This is a genomic window from Chryseomicrobium imtechense (genome assembly GCF_041475995.1).
Lineage (GTDB): Bacteria > Bacillota > Bacilli > Bacillales_A > Planococcaceae > Chryseomicrobium > Chryseomicrobium aureum.
In genome coordinates, this window is sequence record NZ_JBGOBM010000002.1 from 121,558 (window position 1) to 141,621 (window position 20,064).

At 44.2% G+C, this 20,064-nt stretch carries 14 protein-coding genes, 1 other RNA gene and 1 other annotated feature; of the genes, 13 read left to right on the plus strand and 2 right to left on the minus strand.

Annotation, left to right across the window (positions count from 1 at the left end; translation table 11 throughout):
- Positions 1-40 precede the first annotated feature (40 nt).
- The 4 genes from recJ to dtd all read left to right on the plus strand — a co-directional run bounded on the left by recJ (position 41) and on the right by dtd (position 5,756).
- Entirely contained in the window at positions 41-2,347 is a 2,307-nt protein-coding gene (recJ, locus tag AB5N96_RS02260) for a single-stranded-DNA-specific exonuclease RecJ (RefSeq protein WP_499704544.1), read from the plus strand.
- 13 nt (positions 2,348-2,360) lie between these two features.
- A complete protein-coding gene (locus AB5N96_RS02265) occupies positions 2,361-2,873 on the plus strand; it encodes an adenine phosphoribosyltransferase (protein WP_392453965.1) in 513 nt (170 codons plus the stop codon).
- A 245-nt stretch (positions 2,874-3,118) separates the two neighbouring features.
- The gene (locus AB5N96_RS02270; RefSeq protein ID WP_499704545.1) at positions 3,119-5,308 is read left to right on the plus strand and encodes a RelA/SpoT family protein; all 2,190 of its coding nucleotides are present in this window, start codon (positions 3,119-3,121) and stop codon (positions 5,306-5,308) included.
- 10 nt (positions 5,309-5,318) lie between these two features.
- Complete coding sequence (dtd, locus tag AB5N96_RS02275; RefSeq protein ID WP_499704546.1) at positions 5,319-5,756, plus strand: D-aminoacyl-tRNA deacylase; 438 nt, start codon at positions 5,319-5,321, stop codon at positions 5,754-5,756.
- 285 nt (positions 5,757-6,041) lie between these two features.
- Here dtd and AB5N96_RS02280 read toward each other — a convergent pair whose 3' ends face one another.
- Complete coding sequence (locus AB5N96_RS02280; protein WP_499704547.1) at positions 6,042-7,550, minus strand: N-acetylmuramoyl-L-alanine amidase family protein; 1,509 nt, start codon at positions 7,548-7,550, stop codon at positions 6,042-6,044.
- Between the two features lie 117 nt (positions 7,551-7,667).
- Positions 7,668-7,899, plus strand: a binding site (T-box leader).
- A 269-nt stretch (positions 7,900-8,168) separates the two neighbouring features.
- Between AB5N96_RS02280 and hisS the strand changes: the two genes are divergently transcribed.
- From hisS to AB5N96_RS02300, 4 genes are all read left to right on the plus strand, one after another.
- A complete protein-coding gene (gene hisS, locus AB5N96_RS02285) occupies positions 8,169-9,446 on the plus strand; it encodes a histidine--tRNA ligase (protein ID WP_499704548.1) in 1,278 nt (425 codons plus the stop codon).
- Positions 9,443-11,215: an aspartate--tRNA ligase gene (aspS, locus tag AB5N96_RS02290; protein ID WP_499704549.1), complete on the plus strand. Its 1,773-nt coding sequence runs from the start codon at positions 9,443-9,445 to the stop codon at positions 11,213-11,215. Before hisS ends, aspS begins: the two co-directional genes overlap by 4 nt.
- 56 nt (positions 11,216-11,271) lie before the next feature.
- Positions 11,272-11,456: non-coding RNA, 6S RNA (gene ssrS, locus AB5N96_RS02295), on the plus strand.
- A gap of 92 nt (positions 11,457-11,548) precedes the next feature.
- Positions 11,549-12,328, plus strand: coding sequence for a tRNA threonylcarbamoyladenosine dehydratase (locus tag AB5N96_RS02300; RefSeq protein ID WP_499704550.1), 780 nt, complete (start codon positions 11,549-11,551; stop codon positions 12,326-12,328).
- Between the two features lie 283 nt (positions 12,329-12,611).
- Here the strand turns inward: AB5N96_RS02300 and AB5N96_RS02305 are convergent, their stop codons facing one another.
- A complete protein-coding gene (locus tag AB5N96_RS02305) occupies positions 12,612-13,898 on the minus strand; it encodes a replication-associated recombination protein A (protein WP_499704551.1) in 1,287 nt (428 codons plus the stop codon).
- Between the two features lie 134 nt (positions 13,899-14,032).
- Between AB5N96_RS02305 and cymR the strand changes: the two genes are divergently transcribed.
- The 5 genes from cymR to recD2 are packed head-to-tail and all read left to right on the plus strand — an operon-like array spanning position 14,033 to position 19,799.
- On the plus strand, positions 14,033-14,455 hold the full coding sequence (gene cymR / locus AB5N96_RS02310) for a cysteine metabolism transcriptional regulator CymR (RefSeq protein ID WP_204590245.1): 423 nt from the start codon (positions 14,033-14,035) through the stop codon (positions 14,453-14,455).
- Positions 14,456-14,467: 12 nt separating this feature from the next.
- On the plus strand, positions 14,468-15,619 hold the full coding sequence (locus AB5N96_RS02315) for a cysteine desulfurase family protein (protein WP_499704552.1): 1,152 nt from the start codon (positions 14,468-14,470) through the stop codon (positions 15,617-15,619).
- Positions 15,620-15,624: 5 nt separating this feature from the next.
- Positions 15,625-16,737, plus strand: a complete 1,113-nt coding sequence (gene mnmA, locus AB5N96_RS02320; RefSeq protein ID WP_499704553.1) for a tRNA 2-thiouridine(34) synthase MnmA — start codon at positions 15,625-15,627, stop codon at positions 16,735-16,737.
- 7 nt (positions 16,738-16,744) lie between these two features.
- Positions 16,745-17,401, plus strand: a complete 657-nt coding sequence (locus tag AB5N96_RS02325; RefSeq protein WP_204590242.1) for a tetratricopeptide repeat protein — start codon at positions 16,745-16,747, stop codon at positions 17,399-17,401.
- A 16-nt stretch (positions 17,402-17,417) separates the two neighbouring features.
- Positions 17,418-19,799 carry an SF1B family DNA helicase RecD2 gene (recD2, locus tag AB5N96_RS02330; RefSeq protein ID WP_392453952.1) on the plus strand — a complete coding sequence of 794 codons (2,382 nt, stop codon included), beginning with the start codon at positions 17,418-17,420 and terminating at the stop codon, positions 19,797-19,799.
- The last annotated feature ends 265 nt before the right edge of the window (positions 19,800-20,064 follow it).

The window sequence follows — 20,064 nt, forward strand, 5'->3', positions numbered from 1 at the left end:
GGTTTTTTTGTATAATGGAAGTCTGTGAGGAAGTGAGAAAATGATTCAATCTAAGAAAAAATGGTCCGTACAAACAATATCTCAAGAACAAGCAGAGGAATTTGCAAAAACACTGCAAGTAGATGTTCTTGTAGCAAAGCTATTACTAGCCAGAGGGATCGATACAGAACTGGCTGCAAAAGAATTTTTAGAAATGGATGCGTCTTCTGTTCATGACCCATTCTTATTTTCAGATATGCAAGGTGCAGTAGAGCGAATTCACACGGCACTCGAACGCAATGAAAAAATCTTGGTGTACGGCGATTACGATGCAGACGGAATTACGAGTGTCACCGTTTTGATGGAAACCTTAACTTCCCTCGGTGCCACTGTCTCGTTTAAAATTCCAAATCGTTTTGAAGACGGGTATGGCCCAAGTGAGCGGCTGTTTCGACTCGCACATGAAGAAGGCGTTTCGTTACTCATCACTGTAGATAATGGTATTTCTGGTGTGTCCCAAATCGCAATCGCCAAAGAGTTAGGTATGGACGTGATTTTGACTGATCACCACGAAGCAGGAGAAGTCATTCCAAATGCAGATTTCATTATTCACCCGCATCTCGAAGAAAACTATCCGTTCTCTGATTTAGCAGGTGTTGGTGTTTCGTTTAAACTGGCGCAAGCACTTCTAGGTCGTATTCCAGAAGAGTATTTGTATCTTGTCGCCATTGGTACGATTGCTGATTTGGTGCCCTTGCAGGGAGAGAATCGGTACTTTGTAAAACGCGGGCTCGAGCTGATGCGTACAAAGCCTACAGAAGCGATTCGAGCGCTTGCCTCTGTTTCTGGAGTAGAGCTTTCAGACATCAACGAAGAGACTGTCGGTTTTGCATTCGGCCCTCGAATTAATGCGGTAGGCCGCTTAGGAAGTGCAGACCCTGGGGTTCATCTTTTCCGCTCTGATAGTAAAGAAGAAGCAGCTCTTTATGCGAAATTCTTACAAGACAAAAATAAAGAGCGTCAATCCATCGTCAAGTCAATCACGGATGAAGCCGTTGCTCAAGTCGAAACAGGCCCTCTTCCAAGTGTGCTGGTCGTTGCTCAGGAAGATTGGAATCCAGGAATTTTAGGAATTGTGGCTTCTCGTCTTGTTGAAAAATACACACGTCCGGCCATTGTTCTTGGCATCGATTTAGAAAAAGGGATTGCAAAAGGTTCTGCACGCAGTATCGAAGGATTCCATCTCTATCAAGAGATTGCCAAAAATCGTGATATCGTGCCGCATTTTGGGGGACACCCAATGGCAGCAGGGATGACGATGTCGCTTGATGACCTGGATGAATTTGTCGCACGTATGCAAGCCCAGGGGGATGAAGTGTTAACACAAGACCATTTCATTCCACGTCTGACGGTCGACATTCCTGTAGAACTGTCAGAAATTAATGTGCAATCTATTGAAAGTGCAGCAAAACTAGGGCCTTATGGTATGGGCTTTGCCAAACCGGTCTATGCGGTAAAGGGAGTAGAAGTGAAGAGCTTCCGAAAAATCGGCGCATCGAGCAATCATGCTAAACTGGAAGTAACAAAAGACGGTCACACACTTGATGTCATCGGATTTTATCAAGGAGAACTCGTTGATCAACTGGCACCGATGACAAGCTTGACAATTGCCGGAGACCTTCAGATCAATGAATGGAATGGTCGCAAAAAGCCGCAATTGATGTTGGAAGATGCGATGTCGTCTGACTGGCAACTGTTCGATGTGCGCGGTATTCGCCAATTATATCGATGGTTAAATCAAGTACCACAAGGAGATGCCCATTATGTGGCGTTCCATGAAGAGACAATCGCTGCCTATCAAGATCAATTACCTGAGCGAATTGTCAAATCTTCAGAGCTAGAACCGAAACACAGTTCCGTTGTGTTACTCGACATGCCAGCTCATGAACAGCAGCTGGACGAAATCGTGACGAAATCAGAGTGGAGTCGTATATTCGCGCATTTCTTCACACCATCAGAAGCATTTTTTGATGGCTTACCTAGTAGAGATCAGTTCAAATGGTATTACGGATTCTTGATGTCGAAAGAAAAGTTCGCATTAAAAGAACAAGGTGCGCAACTCGCCCGACATAAAGGGTGGAGCGAACAAACAATTAATTTTATGTCAAAGGTGTTTTTTGAATTAGATTTTGTTAGAATAGACAATGGACATTTGGTGGTGAATAAAGAAAGTGAGCGTCGTGCGTTGACTGAAGCTCCGAGCTATCAGCAACAACAGCAGCGAATCGAGCTTGAACAAGTCTTGCTTTATGCACCGTACCGCGAATTGAAACAATGGTTTGACGCAAAGCGCCAACACCGGTCCTGAGGAGGAACAATCAGTGGATTTGAAACAATATGTAACAATCGTAGAAAATTGGCCAAAAGAAGGCATTCGCTTTAAAGATATTACAACAATCATGGATAATGGTCCTGCTTATAAATATGCAGTAGATGAAATCGTGAAATACGCAAGAGAAGTTGGCGCAGAAGTTATTGTTGGACCAGAAGCTCGTGGGTTCATCATCGGTTGCCCAGTGGCGTATGCACTAGAAGTCGGTTTTGCTCCAGTTCGTAAACCAGGAAAACTTCCACGCGAAGTCATCTCTGCAGATTACGGTTTAGAATACGGCAAAGATACATTGACGATGCATAAAGATGCTATTAAAAAAGGCCAAAAAGTATTAATCGTTGATGATTTATTGGCAACAGGTGGTACAGTTGAAGCAACTGTAAACTTAATCCAACAACTAGGTGGAGAAGTAGTCGGTGCTGCATTCATGATCGAATTGACATATCTTGACGGTCGCGACAAGTTAAAAGGTATCGACATTCGTACCCTTATTAGCTATTAATTTTAGATGTGGAAAACACCACTCTAGAAATTCCGAGGAAATCAGACGTGCCCATGAAGGCGTTCTTCAGCCTTTGCGGGTGCGGTTGATTCCGCAGCGTGTTTCTGGCGTTTGCAACTCGATTTCAATAGCGCGTAATCTTGTTTTAGATTACGCGCTTTTTTCGTCTTTACATAAACCCTATTAGTTTACTACAATAGAGATTATAACTTCAGGTCGAAAACTAAAGAAACAGGTGAGTGGGTATGGCAAAAGAACAAATACGAACAGCCGAAGAAGTCTTTAACATCACAGCAAACTATATGAATGACAACAATGTAGAATTCGTCAAAAGAGCCTACAAACTGGCGGAACATGCCCACCGAAACCAATTCCGAAACTCCGGTGAACCATACATCATTCATCCCATACAAGTGGCCGGCATATTAGCCGATTTGCAAATGGATCCAGAGACTGTAGCTGCTGGGTTTCTTCACGATGTCATCGAAGATACAGAATACACGCGCGAAGATATCGTCAAGGAATTCAGTGAAGAAGTGGCGATGCTGGTTGAAGGTGTAACAAAGCTCGGTAAAATTAAGTACATGTCGAAAGAAGAACAACAAGCAGAGAATCACCGCAAAATGTTCATTGCCATGGCCCAGGATATCCGTATTATCTTGATCAAACTAGCAGACCGTCTGCACAATATGCGCACGCTCAAGCATTTGCCGGAAGAAAAACAACGCCGCATTGCAAATGAGACACTTGAAATCTTCGCACCACTTGCACACCGTCTCGGGATCTCGACTGTGAAATGGGAACTAGAAGATACGTCTCTTCGCTATTTAAACCCGCAACAATACTATCGAATCGTGAACTTCATGAAGAAGAAGCGTACGGAGCGAGAAGCGTATTTAAACAATGTGATGAATGACATTAATGATCAACTTGACGAAGTCGGCATCCACGCGGATATTTCAGGTCGTCCAAAACATATATACAGTATCTACCGCAAGATGGTCATTCAGCAGAAGCAATTCAACGAGATTTATGATTTGCTTGCTATGCGCATCATAGTCGACAGTATTAAAGATTGTTATGCAGTACTCGGAATCATTCATACGCTGTGGAAGCCGATGCCAGGCCGTTTCAAAGATTATATCGCTATGCCAAAGCAAAATTTGTATCAATCGATCCATACAACAGTTATCGGTCCAAATGGAGACCCACTTGAAGTGCAAATACGCACAAAAGACATGCACAATATTGCGGAATACGGGGTAGCGGCACACTGGGCGTACAAAGAGGGCCGAAAAGTCGAAACATCTCGTGAATCTGTCGATCAAAAATTGTCATGGTTCCGCGAAATTTTAGAATTCCAGAATGAATCGTCGAATGCCGAGGAATTCATGGAGTCCCTTAAATTCGACTTGTTCTCGGATATGGTCTACGTATTTACGCCAAAAGGGGACGTGATCGAACTCCCTGCAGGCTCAGTACCAATCGACTTTGCCTATCGCGTACACTCCGAGGTCGGAAACAAGACCATTGGTGCGAAGCTGAACGGAAAGATGGTACCACTCGATACGAAATTAAAAACGGGTGACATTATCGAAGTGTTGACCTCCAAACAATCCTTTGGACCGAGCCGTGACTGGTTAAAAATTGCACAGTCTTCGCAGGCGAAAAATAAAATCAAGCAATTCTTCAAAAAACAACAACGTGATGAAAACATCGAAAAAGGCCGAGAAGCGATTGAAAAAGAGATTCGCGCGCAAGACTTTGAACAAAAAGATGTGCTCACTGCTGAAAATTTAAAACGTGTCTGTGAAAAATATGCATTCTCAAACGAAGAAGACCTTTATTCAGCTGTAGGTTTTGGCGGAATCACGGCACAACAAGTCGTCAACCGCTTAGCAGAAAAAATGCGGAAAGAGCGCGAAAACGAAGAGACGCTTGAAAAGATTAACAAAACGATGGCGTCACCTCCTGTCAAAAAATCGACAGAATCGGGTGTCGTTGTCAAAGGCATCGACAACTTATTGATTCGTTTGTCGCGTTGCTGTAGTCCTGTCCCAGGAGACGATATTGTTGGCTTTATCACAAAAGGTCGTGGAGTCTCTGTTCACCGTGCCGACTGTCCGAACGTACAAGGTTCCGATAGCTCACAGCGCTTAATTGATGTGGAATGGGAGCAAGACACACATATCAAGAAAGAATATGCGGTTGATATTGAAGTCGCTGCATTCGACCGGACAGGCCTCTTGAACGAAGTGTTAATGGCGGTTACGGATTCGAAAACGACGATCGCTGCGGTTACGGGCAAGTCTGAAAAAGACATTGCAACAATTAACTTAACCATCAAAATAACAAATATCACACATCTTCACCGTGTTGTAGACCGTATTAAGCAATTGGCGAACGTCTACTCGGTGCAACGAATTATCAACTAAGAGGTGTCTTATGCGCATTGTATTGCAACGCTCTAAAGCTGCGTCGGTGACCGTTGATGGAGAAGTCGTAGGGGAAATCACGCACGGCTATACTCTTTTAGTGGGCATCACGCACGAAGATACAAAACAACAAGCAGACTGGCTCGCAGCGAAAATTGCGGGCTTGCGTCTTTTCGAAGATGAAGAGGGGAAGATGAACCGATCGCTTGATGAAGTGGCAGGTCAAATTTTATCCGTGTCTCAATTCACATTGTACGGTGATTCTCGAAAGGGTAGACGTCCGTCATTTATTGAAGCAGCACGACCAGAAGTCGCTGAACCACTATGGCTCTATTTCAATGATCAATTGCGTTCACATGGATTTGAAGTTCAGACTGGGATCTTTGGCGCGATGATGGATGTGTCGCTCATCAATGATGGGCCAGTTACCTTGATTCTAGAGAAATAATTATGAAAAGGGAGTTCTCTCGTAATGGAGAAACTCCCTTTTGTGTGTTTTAAAGTGTATAGGGGAGGCATTCCGCAAGCGAAATAGTTTCCATAATAACAGGAAGTGGTGAAGCAGTGAAAATAGACCTCGAATCTCCCGACACAATTGCCGAACAACCGAAAATAGACCTCGAATCTCCCGACACAATTGCCGAATCTCCATATGAAAACGCCTCTCGCAAGATTACGAGTGGCGTTCTTTATGAAATACTGAAGTTGAGTGGAGCTTGACGTTTTTTAAATTTTATAACTCACTATCAAAAAACGAGATGAGCCCCTCATAAATAGCGTGCGCTGCCGTTTCTCTGAACTGGGCCGTTGTAATTTGACGTTCTTCCGTCGCATTGCTCAAATAGCCAAGTTCAAGTAAAACTGCATGCTGCTGGTTTTCACGAAGCACCAAATAATTGCCTTCTCGTACACCACGATCACGCAACGACAAGCGCTTTTGCAAAGCACCGTGAATGTGATCCGCAAGCGGTTTTTGGAAGCCATGTTGATAATAGGTCGTGAAGCCATGAACAGATGAATCTGTCACTGAATCGTAATGAATACTGACAAAGGCGTCTGCGCCGTGTTGATGACTAACCGAAACTCGTTTGCGTAACCCGACATATACATCTGACTCTCGAGTGAACACGACTTCCGCACCCGCGGCTTCAAGTTTTGCTGCTAACAGTTCAGCAGTCGGCAACGTCAATCCTTTTTCGTCCGTTCCATAATAACCTGTTGTCCCACGATCATTTCCACCATGGCCGGGATCCAAAACAATCGTCAATCCATTCAATGTACCAGGTTTACGGTCAACCACTTCTTTTTCTTCTATTTCTTCAACAGCTTCGACTTCGCCGGTTGTGACAACCCAGTTCGCAACAAACATGGTCTGACCTTCAACTTGTACCTCATACCAGTCGTTGACAGATTTGACCACTTGAAGTTTTTGTCCTGCATCGAGTCGAGCTGTTACATCATTCGCAGTGGAAGGCCCTGAACGAAGATTCGTTCCATTGTATAAAATAGTTACAGTTGAAGCGGATGGTTCTTCCGTTACATTTGATCGTTGTGGTGCTTGTTGTTGAAAACTTCCGTAAAAACTATAAACAAATCCGCTTTCCCCATTTGCGAGTTCGATTTCGACCCACGTTCCTTCAACAGAAAGAACAGAGAAAGATTCATTGCGATACACGGTTGCTTTTTTCTTTGAATCAAGTGAAGGTTTCGTACGCACATTCAGCGCGTCAACTTGCACAACAAATCCATTGTTCTGAGGAGCTGCAGCAGTTGTTTTAGATTCGACTAGTTGCACATAGTCTTTGTGAATCCAGCCGGCAGAACCATTGTATGTAATTTCAAGCCAGTCGCCTTTCACAGAGTTAATCGCAATGGACGTCCCTTCAGCAAGCTGTCCAAGTTTCACGGAGCTTGTCGAAGCGTCTGCTCGCACGTTTAATGTTTTCACTTGAACGACAGCTGATTGATTCACTGCGGCTTCGGTTGAACCAGTTGTCAACCAGCTAGCCACCCATCCTTGTTGCCCATTGTAATCAATTTGATACCAATCATTTTCAGTAGCGATAACTTGCAACTCATCAGCTGATTTTACAGCGCCTATCACATCATACGTGAGTCCAGGACCTGAGCGGACTTTTAGTGAGTCGGTATTGACGACAACTGTTTGTGCTGCAGCAGAAAGAGGAGCAATAAGTAAGATAAAAAGTAGTGCATATATGCTATATGTACGAAAATTCTGCATAAATCGACCTCCTTCTCTATATAGTACCTAGTTCTAGAACAAATATCTAGTTCAATTTCAAATTAAAGATTGACTTTCTGGAAATACGTCATTAAGATAAAGTATAGTATTAAGAACACATTGCTTATGATCGAGAAAGTAGCAGGTACAACGAGCTGACAAGAGAGGAAAAGACATGGCTGAAATCTTTTCTACAGACGGTGCATGTGAACAACACTCGTGAGGCGCTTTGTCGAACCTGAAAAGGTGTAGGTGAAGACGGAACTGGCCGTTACCCAGGTGATGAAGAGGATCTATTCGTAGATCAATCAGGGTGGAACCGCGGAAGCTTATAGCTCTCGTCCCTTGCGCATGATGCGTGGGGGGCGGGGGCTTTTTTGTTTTTCGTACCACTTTCTGTTTTGTTTGCAGTCGATTTTGCCTGAAATAGTTTCCATAATAGGACTCAGGGCACAAAATGAGATTTTCAGGGCACAAACCAGCAAGTTGAGGGCACAAATCAGCAACTCGAGGGCGTAAACTAGTCCAACTTCAAAAAACTTCCTAGGTAAGAATTTATAACTGAGGAATTTTTCTATAATAGCGTTCTGCATATCAACTACTAAGGAGGATTTGAATATGATCAAAGTACCTAGAGGCACACAAGATATTTTGCCGGAGCAGTCCTACAAATGGCAAACTGTTGAGACCATCATTCGCGACACATGCAACGTCTACCAATACAAAGAAATTCGTACACCCATTTTTGAACACACGGAATTATTCACACGAGGTGTAGGTGATACTACAGATATCGTGCAAAAAGAAATGTACACGTTTGAAGACCGTGGGAATCGGTCTCTGACACTTCGTCCTGAAGGAACAGCGTCAACAGTACGTGCGTATGTCGAACACAAATTGTTCGGGCAGCCTGATCAACCGGTCAAGCTTTACTACATGGGACCGATGTTCCGATACGAACGTCAACAAGCAGGGCGCTATCGTCAATTCGTCCAGTTTGGCATCGAAGCAATCGGCAGTGCAGACCCAGCTGTCGATGCAGAAGTCATTGCACTTGCGATGGATGTCTATAAAAAAGCGGGACTTAAAGACTTGAAACTAGTATTGAATTCACTTGGTGATACGGCAAGTCGCAATGCACATAAACAGGCGCTTGTTGCGCACTTTGCCCCTCGCATCGATGAATTCTGCGGAGACTGTCAACAACGTCTAGAAAAAAATCCACTTCGCATTTTAGATTGTAAAAGGGACCGGGATCACGAGTTGATGGCGACAGCTCCAAAGCTGACCGATTACTTGAACGAGGAATCTGCAGCATATTTCGACCGTGTAAAAGCCTACTTAGACGCACTGGAAATTCCGTATGAACTCGATCCAAATCTTGTTCGTGGCTTAGATTACTACAACCACACAGCATTCGAAATCATGTCGACAGCAAGTGGGTTTGGCGCAATCACAACTCTAGCTGGTGGTGGCCGCTACAACGGACTAGTTGAAGAGTTAGGCGGGCCTTCCTCTCCAGGAATCGGGTTTGCGATGAGTATCGAACGCTTGTTACTGGCACTAGAAGCCGAAAAAGTAGAGCTTGAAGACACGTCAGCAAGTGATGCGTACATTATTGCGCTTGGCGATGCTCCGAAAATGGAAGCGATGCGATTAGTTAAACAACTGCGAGATGCAGGCGTAAGCGCAGAAATGGATTACGCGGATCGCAAACTAAAAGCTCAGATGAAATCAGCAGATCGTAAAAAAGCAGCGTATGTCTTCATTTTAGGTGAAGATGAGCTCGCATCTCAAACTGTTCAAATCAAACACATGGCAACAGGGGAACAACAACTCGTCGCTCTAACTGAAGCCGTTACGTACTTACAGAAACACAAGGAGGAATCACGATGAAACGCACACATGAATGTGGAAAAGTAGAAAAACAAGCCATCGGTCAACAGGTGGAATTGATTGGATGGGTACAAAAACGTCGTGATTTAGGTGGACTCATTTTCGTAGACCTTCGTGACCGTACAGGAATCGTACAAGTGGTATTTAACCCAGACTTCTCACAAGAAGCGATCACAAAAGCTGAAAAACTACGCAGTGAATTTCTAATCTCTGTGAAAGGGACAGTTGTCGCTCGTGATGAAAAACAAATCAACAAAGCAATGAAAACGGGAGAAATCGAAGTTCAAGTATCAGAGCTTGAAGTGATTAACGAAGCGAAGACACCTCCTTTTGCAATCGAAAACCAAACAGACGTAAACGAAGACTTGCGCTTGAAACACCGCTACTTAGATCTTCGCCGCCCTGTCATGTATGACACATTCAAAATGCGTTCAGACATCACAAAAACAGTGCGTAACTTTTTGGCAGACGAGGATTTCTTAGAAGTGGAAACACCAATTCTGACAAAATCAACACCTGAAGGAGCACGTGACTACTTAGTACCTAGTCGCGTACACGATGGGGAGTTTTATGCTCTTCCACAATCTCCACAACTATTCAAACAAATGTTGATGGTGTCTGGTTTTGAGCGGTACTTCCAAATTGCGCATTGCTTCCGCGATGAAGACTTACGTGCGGATCGTCAGCCGGAATTTACACAGATTGATATGGAAATGAGCTTTATGTCAATGGACGAAATTATCGAGTTGAATGAGCGCTTAATGAAACGAGTGATGAAAGATGTGAAGGGAATTGACGTGCAAACGCCATTTCCACGTATGGATTATCAAGAGGCGATGGACCGTTTTGGTTCAGATAAACCGGACGTTCGTTTTGCTCTTGAAATTAAAGATCTTGAAGCACTTGCAAAAGACTCTGACTTTGGTGTATTCAAAAATGCCATTGCAAATGGAGGTCAAGTTCGTGGACTCGCGGTCAAAGGTGCGGCAGCTGATTATTCTCGTAAAGACATCGATGCACTTGGAGAATTTGCGGGTCGTTACGGGGCAAAAGGTCTTGCATGGTTAAAAGTAGAAGCAGACGGCGTGAAAGGTCCAATTGCTAAGTTCTTCCCAGAACAAAAAGGGGAAGAGTTGATTGCTGCAATGGAAGCAGAAGCAGGGGACTTACTACTGTTTGTTGCAGACCAAAAGTCAGTTGTAGCGGACGCACTTGGAGCACTTCGAATGAAATTTGGAAAAGAGCGTAAGTTGATTGATGAATCCCAATTTGCATTCTTATGGGTCGTGAACTGGCCGCTATTTGAATACGATGCAGAGCTTGGTCGTTATTTTGCAGCCCACCATCCATTCACGCGTCCTTTTGATGAGGATGCTGACAAATTAGAAACTGACCCAGCTTCGGTTCGTGCACAGGCGTATGATCTTGTTTTGAATGGATTTGAGCTTGGTGGAGGTTCATTACGAATCTATGAGCGTGAAATGCAAGAGAAGATGTTCCGTACACTAGGATTCAGTGATGAGGAAGCGAAAGAACAATTTGGTTTCTTGTTAGAGGCGTTCGAATATGGAACACCACCTCATGGAGGAGTTGCTTTTGGACTAGATCGCCTTGTCATGTTACTTGCAGGACGTACGAATCTTCGTGATACAATTGCTTTCCCGAAAACAGCGAGTGCGAGCTGTGTACTTACAGATGCACCGAGCCCGGTAGATACGGCGCAATTAAATGATCTGCATATCTCGGTCCTTTCACAGAATAATCAGTAAATAGGACTTTCTGATAGTTGCACATCAAAAAAACATGTGCTACTATAACTGTAATACGAATCCTGATGTGTACGTGACTTGTTAATCGATTTTGACCGAACATTTTATCGTCGGGAGTCCGACTTTCAGTATTAAGAGCATGCCATTCCGGTGGACGCCTCGGCGTATTGAAGAGGACACCCACCTGCTGAGTGCGGGTTCAAAACGATAGCTTTACAGAGACGGCACGCTTGGGATTCGTCTTACTATGTCTATTCTCCCTTCAGTTTCGACTGAGGGGTTTTTTATCGGATTAATTCCGACTAAACAACTAAACTTTGGAGTGAAATCATAATGTTACATCAATTTTCTAGAAATGAATTAGCGATCGGCACAGAAGGATTAGACCTCTTAAAAAATACAACCGTTGCCATTTTAGGGATCGGTGGAGTTGGCTCATTTGCAGCAGAAGCCTGCGCACGAAGTGGAGTTGGCCGAATCGTTCTTGTCGACAAAGACAACGTCGATATTACAAATATCAATCGCCAACTAGTCGCTTATTTATCGACAGTCGGAAAGAGCAAGTCAGCAATTATGAAAGACCGTATTGCGGATATCAATCCGGATTGTGAAGTGATTGATATGCATATGTTCTATACAGAAGAGACGTATGAGCAATTTTTCGACTTAGGTATCGACTATGTTATAGATGCGTCAGATACGATTATCTACAAAGTGCATCTAATGAAAGAGTGTTTGAAGCGAGACATTAAAATTATTTCAAGTATGGGTGCTGCGAACAAAATGGACCCAACGCGATTCCGTATTGCAGATATCTCGAAGACACACACAGATCCGATTGCGAAAGTGATTCGTTTGAAACTTCGAAAAGAAGGAATTCGCAAAGGAATTCCGGTAATCTTCTCAGATGAAAGTCCGATTGTAGTTCGGGAAGATGTTGTAAAGACCGTTGGGAAGCCGGAAGCAGAAATCCGCAAGGCGAAGATGCCACCAAGTTCGAATGCCTTTGTTCCGTCTGCAGCAGGTCTGATTGCAGCGAGCTGGGTCATTCGAGATATATTAGAGCCTGTGGAAATCAATACAGTGATGGATGTTAAGTCGAAGAAAAACTAACGCATAGAGTCTGTCCGCAAATTTGTGGACAGGCTTTTTTGATTCATTTACCATTTGGTACCTGTCACTATTTGGGAGCTACTTCCATTTGGTGCCTGTCACCTTTTAAGATTCCAGTGATTTAGTTTCCATAATACGACTTCGGTAGAACAAATTTAAATCCGGTAGAACAAATTCCGGTTTCGGTAGAACAAATTCCACTTTCAGGCGATGAACAGTCGCTCGACCCAAGAAAATCAAAAAAACAGCACACACTAAATCGTGTATGCTGCTAATTTCTAATCTATTTCTTCTTAAAACTCTCCAACTTCCGGTAAATCGATGCCAGACGTTTCTCTTCGCCGGCATCGATTGGCTCGTAATACTGTGTGCCGACCAATTTCTCTGGCAAATACGTTTGATCTACCCAACCACCAAACGAGCCGACTTTCGTATCGTGTGGATACTGATACCCGACATGGCCAAGAGTCGCAGCACCCCCGTAATGCGCATCTCGCAAATGCATCGGAATGTCGCCGGTTTTTCCTGCGTGAATAGCAGCTATCGCGGCATCAAGCGCCTTGTAAGCGGAATTTGACTTCTCCGATAAACATAATAAAACAACCGCGTTCGCGAGTGGTATACGCGCTTCTGGTAATCCCAATCGCTCAGCTGACTGAATCGCTGCTAAAACTTGTGGACCCACAGCAGGATTGGCAAGGCCGATATCTTCATAAGCAATGACGAGTAGTCGTCGAGAGAACGCCACCAGGTCACCGCTTTCAAGTAAGTGGGCCGTGTAATAGAGCGCAGCGTCTGTGTCACTTCCGCGAATGGATTTTTGAAGAGCGGACAATAAATTATAAAAATGACTGCCTTTTTTATCTCCAAACACGCCAATGCGCGACACAAGTTGAGAGACAAGGGCGTCTTCCACCACGATTTTTCCATCTTCTTCATCCGATGCTTCAACAATTGATTCAAGTAATGTCAAAGCTTTGCGAGCATCCCCGTTTGAACCTTCTGCAATTTGGGTCACTTGTTCGGGTGTAATGGTTATTGATAATTTACCTAACCCTCGCTCCGAATCTTCAAGCGCTCGGTTTAAAAGTAATTCCATATCGCTGCTTTCGATTCGTTTCAATTGCTTGATTTCACCACAACGTGATCGGATTGCTGGATTGACATCATGATACGGATTTTCTGTTGTGGCACCAATCAAAACAATCGACCCGTTTTCCACGTGGGGAAGCAGGGTATCTTGTTGCAGTTTATTGAACCGGTGGATTTCGTCTAGAAATAGTAAGACTTTTCCGGTAAGTCGGGATTCTTTCACGACATCTTCAATATCTTTTTTACCGGAAGTCGTAGCATTTAGTGCAATGAATGGTAAATCGGACGAACCTGCGATTGCATAGGCAAGAGACGTCTTCCCGATTCCGGGTTCACCATAAAGAAGCATGGACGGCACATGCCCATTGCGAATCATTTGATAGAGGCCGGTAGACGGGCCAATGATTTCTTGTTGTCCGACAATCTCTTCAATTTTTTTCGGACGCATTCGAAAGGCAAGTGGTTCACCTGATGGCATAATCGTCCCTCCTTTATCGAACATCTGTACTTTTTAGTGTACCAGAACGTACAGCTCATTTCATCGAAAAACCATTGCAGATTATGCTATACTTGTAGCGGAAAAGTTAACTTATGAACGGACGGTGTAAAGAGATGAAAATCTCGACTAAAGGCCGCTATGGTCTCACAATCATGATTGAATTAGCCAAAAATGAAGGCGAAAAACCACTTTCTCTGCGTCAGATTGCAGCAGACAATGATTTATCAGAAGCCTACTTAGAGCAAATCGTTTCACCACTTCGCAATTCAGGACTTGTAAAGAGTGTGCGAGGAGCCTACGGAGGCTATAAATTAGCAAAACCTTCCGAAGAAATTACAGCCGGAGACGTGATTCGCGTGCTTGAAGGACCGATTCAACCTGTTGAAGGAATTGAAGACGAAGCACCTGCACAACGTGAACTATGGATTCGTATTCGTGATGCAGTTAAGAATGTATTAGATACCACGACAATTCGCGACTTGGCTGACCACTCAGATGATCCTTTCACTTCGGACGCATATATGTTTTATATTTAGGAGAGATTTATAATGACACGTATTTATTTAGATCATGCTGCAACATCCCCCGTGCATCCAGAGGTCATTGCAGCACTGACGAGTAGTTATACAGAGTGTTTCGGCAATGCATCCAGTATCCATGAGACGGGAAGACGTGCGCGAAAACAGCTCGATATGGCCCGTGACCAATTAGCTACAACTATTCAAGCGCACCCGAACGAGATCATCTTAACAAGTGGTGGTACGGAAGCGGACAATCTTGCTATTTTTGGAACAGCGTATGCCAACAAACATCTCGGACAGCATATCATCACAACTTCTGTGGAGCATCATGCTGTTCTTCATGCTTGTCAGCAACTTGAAAAAGAAGGTTTTGAAGTGACGTATTTGCCTGTCGACAATCAGGGGCGAGTGCATCCAACCTCTCTCCAAGCAGCACTCCGTGACGACACGATTTTAGTCACAATCATGTACGGGAATAATGAAGTAGGAACACTTCAACCTCTTGATGAACTTACTAAACTCGTTCAAGACCATCAAGCGGTCTTTCATACAGACGCTGTACAAGCATATGGAACCGTTGAAATCGATGTCACAGACCTTCAGGTAGACTTGCTCAGTACAAGTGCACACAAAATCAACGGACCTAAAGGAATAGGATTTCTTTATCAGCGAACTGGAACGAAATTACGTCCACTTTCACATGGTGGTCAACAAGAACGAAAACGTCGTGCAGGGACAGAAGCGATTCCATTAGCCGTCGGTTTTGCAACAGCCGCCCTTTTAAAAGAAGCAACGCTTTCTAAGTCGCATCTGGCTCTTCTTTCTTTAAAGAAGCATTTTCTTGATGAATTGACGCGTCTTGATGTAAACTATTCCCTTAATGTGAAGGATGCTGATCAGCTTCCCCACATTTGCAATCTATTTTTCCCAGACACGGACATTGAGACATTCCTCATCCAATTAGACCTAGCGGGCATCGATGCATCAAGCGGCTCTGCATGTACAGCAGGGGCTGTAGATCCTTCGCATGTACTAGTAGCGATGTTTGGAGAAGAGGCACCCCAGCTCAGATCATCTGTACGATTTAGTTTGGGTCTCGGAACAACAAAAGAGCAGCTAACAGAAGCTGCTGAAAAAATAGCTGGTGTATTAAACAAGCCGGCATCGATTTGGAAGTGAACACTATGACAGAAACAAAAGGCAAACGCGTAGTCATCGGAATGTCCGGTGGCGTAGATTCCTCGGTCGCGGCCTATTTATTAAAAGAGCAAGGATACGATGTCATCGGTATCTTCATGAAAAACTGGGACGACACAGACGAAAATGGTGTCTGCACAGCGACAGAAGATTATGATGACGTTATTAAAGTGTGTAATCAGATTGGTATTCCGTATTACGCTGTCAACTTTGAAAAGCAGTATTGGGAGAAAGTCTTCACGTATTTCTTAGATGAATACAAAGCAGGCCGTACACCAAATCCAGATGTTATGTGCAACAAAGAAATAAAATTCAAAGCATTTCTTGAGCACGCATTGGCGCTTGGCGCAGACTACTTAGCAACTGGGCACTATGCACGTGTTGAAGAACGTGATGGTCAGTTCCGCATGCTTCGTGGTGTTGACAACAACAAAGACCAAACGTATTTCTTGAATCAATTGAATCAAGACCAGCTCAAACATGTATTGTTCCCAATCGGAGAACTGGAGAAAAAACGTGTGCGTGAAATCGCTTTAGAACAAGGTCTCGCAACCGCTACGAAAAAAGATTCAACGGGAATCTGTTTCATTGGCGAACGCGACTTCAAAACGTTCTTAAGTGGCTATTTACCAGCACAACCAGGCGTCATGGAAACGATGGAAGGGCAAGCGGTCGGGAAACATGATGGTTTAATGTACTACACAATTGGTCAACGCCACGGTCTTGGAATCGGCGGAGCAGGAGACCCTTGGTTTGTAGTCGGCAAAGACTTGAAACGTAACGTCTTGTATGTTGGGCAAAATGCACAAAACGAAGCGTTGTATTCAACCAGCTTAATTGCAGATACACTTTCATTTACAACAAATGATGAAAAACCTTCGGAATTTAAATGCACTGCAAAATTCCGTTACCGTCAACAAGATACAGGAGTAACTGTTCGTCTGCTCGGAGACGATCGTGCAGAGGTCATCTTTGATGAGCCCGTTCGCTCGATTACACCTGGTCAGGCTGTAGTTTTTTATGACGGTGACGAGTGTTTGGGTGGCGGAACGATTGATCACGTATTCCGTGACAATAAAAAACTTGAGTATGTAGGGTAGGGAAACGATGAACTGGAATGAGACAGGCATCCACGCGATGCATACAGGAGATTATGAAGAAGCAGCGAAAGCTTTTACACAAGCGATTGAACAAGAGCCTGAAAATGAAGTAGGGTATATCAATTTCGGGAATCTTTTAGCCATCATGAATGATGCAGAGCGAGCTGAGCGATTTTTTCAAAAAGCACTGACTTTGAATGAACAAGCAGCAACGGCTTATTACGGTCTAGCAAATCTCTATTACAATCAAGAACGATTTGAAGAAGCGGCAAAACTATACGAGCGGGCAATCCGTGCAAACTTAGAGGGTGCTGACGGGCATTACATGCTTTCAAAATCTCTTCAAATGACAGATGAGCGAAAGCTTGCACTGCCATATGCGCAGCGTGCTCATGAACTCGCACTAGAAGATGCGGAAATCACGCTACATTACGCCATCTTACTTGCATCCAATGAATTATTTGCTGAAGCGAAGCCTCTACTTGAACAGTTGCTTGAAGAAAACCCGGAGCATGCAGATGCCCATTACAATTTGGGTGTTCTTTTTGCACTTACTCAAGAAGACCCAGAGCCAGCACTACATCATTTAGATAAGGCTCTTGAAATCGAACCAAATTACGATCAAGCTCGCTACATGGCGGACATGATTCGATTACGAAACTAATACTGGAGGCGATCGGATGACGGAACGAAATGAGGACAAATTGTTTGTTTCGGGTCGGCCGATTGTCTCCATTTTTCATAATGAAGATAATCTGTACTCGATTTTGAAAGTGAAAATCAAATCGACAAACACTACATATACCGATAAAGAAGGAATTATAGTCGGCTATTTTCCAAAACTATCGACAGACGAAAGTTATACATTTTATGGGCAATTAAAAAATCATCCGAGGTACGGACAACAATTTGCTGTGGATACATTTGTCCGGGACAAACCAGATTCCGTAAAAGGCGTCGTGCATTATTTGTCATCCGATCTCTTTCCGGGTATTGGTCCTAAAACCGCGCAGACAATTGTCAAAAAGCTCGGCGAAAATGCGCTCCAAAAAATATTGGATTCTCCAGATGTTTTAAAGACGATTCCTCGACTGACAAAAGAAAAACGGGATACCATTATAAACGGCTTGCAACAGAATCACGGGATGGAACGCATCATGGTACAACTCAATGAATGGGGCTTCGGTCCACAGTTGTCTATGAAAATTTACCAAAACTACCGAGAAGAAACGCTTGAAAAATTAAACGACAATCCCTACCGTCTCATTGAAGATGTAGAAGGGGTCGGCTTTGGTCGGGCAGATGAACTCGGGTCACAACTCGGAATCGAAGGCAGTCATATGGACCGCATGAAGGCGGGAATTTTGTATCTTTTAAATCAGGCATCTTTATCAGAAGGGCACATTTTTGTCCCAACTGACCAATTGCTAGAGGATGTGAAACAACTTCTCGAAAAATCGCAAGCAGTTGAGATGGAGTATGACGCACTTGCAAAAGCTGTGATAGAGCTTGGGGAAGAGAGTAAAGTCGTCGTTGAGCAGAACCGTGTGTATATGCCGTCGCTCTACTTTTCAGAAGTTGGAATCGCAACGAAAACAGAACGTCTTGTACAAGCGAAATTCAAAGGCTTTAAAAAGAAGTTGATTAACGAATCGTTGTCTTCGATTGAAGCGGACTTTGGTGTAACCTATGCACCTACTCAACGAAAAGCGATTGAAATGGCGCTTAACAATCAAATTTCGATTCTGACAGGTGGACCTGGAACGGGGAAAACGACGGTCGTTCGCGCCATCGTCGAACTGTATGCAGACCTCAACGGTTTATCACTGGACCCTAAAGAATGGGCGAAAGAAGGCAAGCCGTTCCCGATTGCATTGGCGGCGCCGACCGGACGGGCTGCCAAGCGGCTGAGTGAATCCACGGGACTTCCCGCGATGACGATTCATCGGTTGCTTGGCTTTACCGGACAGGACACGGAAGACACAGAAGGGCGACCGGTCGAAGCAAGTCTTATTATTATTGATGAGACGTCAATGCTTGATTGCTGGCTTGCGCATCAACTCCTTCGTGCTATTCCAGAAACTTCACAGGTCGTCCTAGTTGGGGACCAAGACCAGCTTCCACCTGTAGGGCCGGGACAAGTTTTAAAAGATCTACTTGCTAGTGGACGCCTGCCTGTTGTTGAACTTCAAGACATTTATCGCCAAGCAGACGGGTCGTCGATCATTGAGTTAGCCCATGCGATGAAATCTGGGAAGACGACGCAAGATTTGCTCTCTAAAACGAAAGACCGTTCGTTCATACCAGCGTCCGCGGACCAAATTCCGAAAGTCGTCGAACAGGTCGTCTCCAGTGCACTCGCGAAAGGATTCACCATTCGGGACCTTCAAGTATTAGCGCCGATGTATAGAGGACCTGCTGGCATTGATGCGCTCAATAAAATGATTCAAGAAATGGTCAACGCCAACCCAGATGGTACGCGAAAAGAAATGGTATTTGGAGATGCTGTATACCGTATCGGAGATAAAGTGCTTCAACTCGTCAATCAACCGGAATCGAATGTATTTAACGGGGATATGGGGGAAGTCATCAGTATTTTCAAAGCGAACGAAAATGTAGAGAAAAAAGAGCTTATGATCGTTTCCTTTGATGGAATTGAAGTGACGTATGAAAAATCCGATCTTGGCCAATTAACGCTTGCGTACTGTTGTTCCGTTCATAAATCTCAGGGCAGTGAGTTCTCGATGGTCATCTTGCCGATTACACGTGGATATATGAAAATGCTACGACGCAATCTTCTCTATACAGCTATTACACGCGCGAAAAACTACTTGATTTTATGCGGAGATCCACAAGCATTCCAAATCGGAATCGAACGCAATGATGACAACTTACGGTTCACAACATTGATTGAGCGACTGTCTCCTGAAGCCGAGCCAATGGAACCTGTCGAAGGACAAACGTATGAGTTGACGGAAGATACACTCCTTTCCATCAATCCGATGATTGGTATGGAGGGAATTACACCACATCAATTTATGACCCAAGACGTTGACAGTTGATGTACACCTTTTGTATGATGAAGGCAGAATACGAAACACGATGACGAAAAGAGTACTGATTCTTCCGGTATAGAAAGAAGTTCCTCGGCTGCAAGAGCTTCCGAACGACGGGTCAGGAAAGCTACTTCCGAGTGCAGGCAAACCCTGCCGTCCGCCACGTTACGGCATTTTGAGATGCAAAGGACTCCTTTGCAACTTAGGGTGGTACCGCGAATGCTAAGCTTTCGTCCCTTTGGGGATGAAGGCTTTTTCTTTTTTCGTCTGG

Coding starts and splice junctions, on each gene's coding strand:
- recJ (WP_499704544.1), top strand. CDS start 41: ATGATTCAATCTAAGAAAAAATGGTCCGTACAAACAATATCTCAAGAA.
- AB5N96_RS02270 (WP_499704545.1), top strand. CDS start 3,119: ATGGCAAAAGAACAAATACGAACAGCCGAAGAAGTCTTTAACATCACA.
- dtd (WP_499704546.1), top strand. CDS start 5,319: ATGCGCATTGTATTGCAACGCTCTAAAGCTGCGTCGGTGACCGTTGAT.
- AB5N96_RS02280 (WP_499704547.1), bottom strand. CDS start 7,550: ATGCAGAATTTTCGTACATATAGCATATATGCACTACTTTTTATCTTA.
- hisS (WP_499704548.1), top strand. CDS start 8,169: ATGATCAAAGTACCTAGAGGCACACAAGATATTTTGCCGGAGCAGTCC.
- aspS (WP_499704549.1), top strand. CDS start 9,443: ATGAAACGCACACATGAATGTGGAAAAGTAGAAAAACAAGCCATCGGT.
- AB5N96_RS02300 (WP_499704550.1), top strand. CDS start 11,549: ATGTTACATCAATTTTCTAGAAATGAATTAGCGATCGGCACAGAAGGA.
- AB5N96_RS02305 (WP_499704551.1), bottom strand. CDS start 13,898: ATGCCATCAGGTGAACCACTTGCCTTTCGAATGCGTCCGAAAAAAATT.
- cymR (WP_204590245.1), top strand. CDS start 14,033: ATGAAAATCTCGACTAAAGGCCGCTATGGTCTCACAATCATGATTGAA.
- AB5N96_RS02315 (WP_499704552.1), top strand. CDS start 14,468: ATGACACGTATTTATTTAGATCATGCTGCAACATCCCCCGTGCATCCA.
- mnmA (WP_499704553.1), top strand. CDS start 15,625: ATGACAGAAACAAAAGGCAAACGCGTAGTCATCGGAATGTCCGGTGGC.
- AB5N96_RS02325 (WP_204590242.1), top strand. CDS start 16,745: ATGAACTGGAATGAGACAGGCATCCACGCGATGCATACAGGAGATTAT.
- recD2 (WP_392453952.1), top strand. CDS start 17,418: ATGACGGAACGAAATGAGGACAAATTGTTTGTTTCGGGTCGGCCGATT.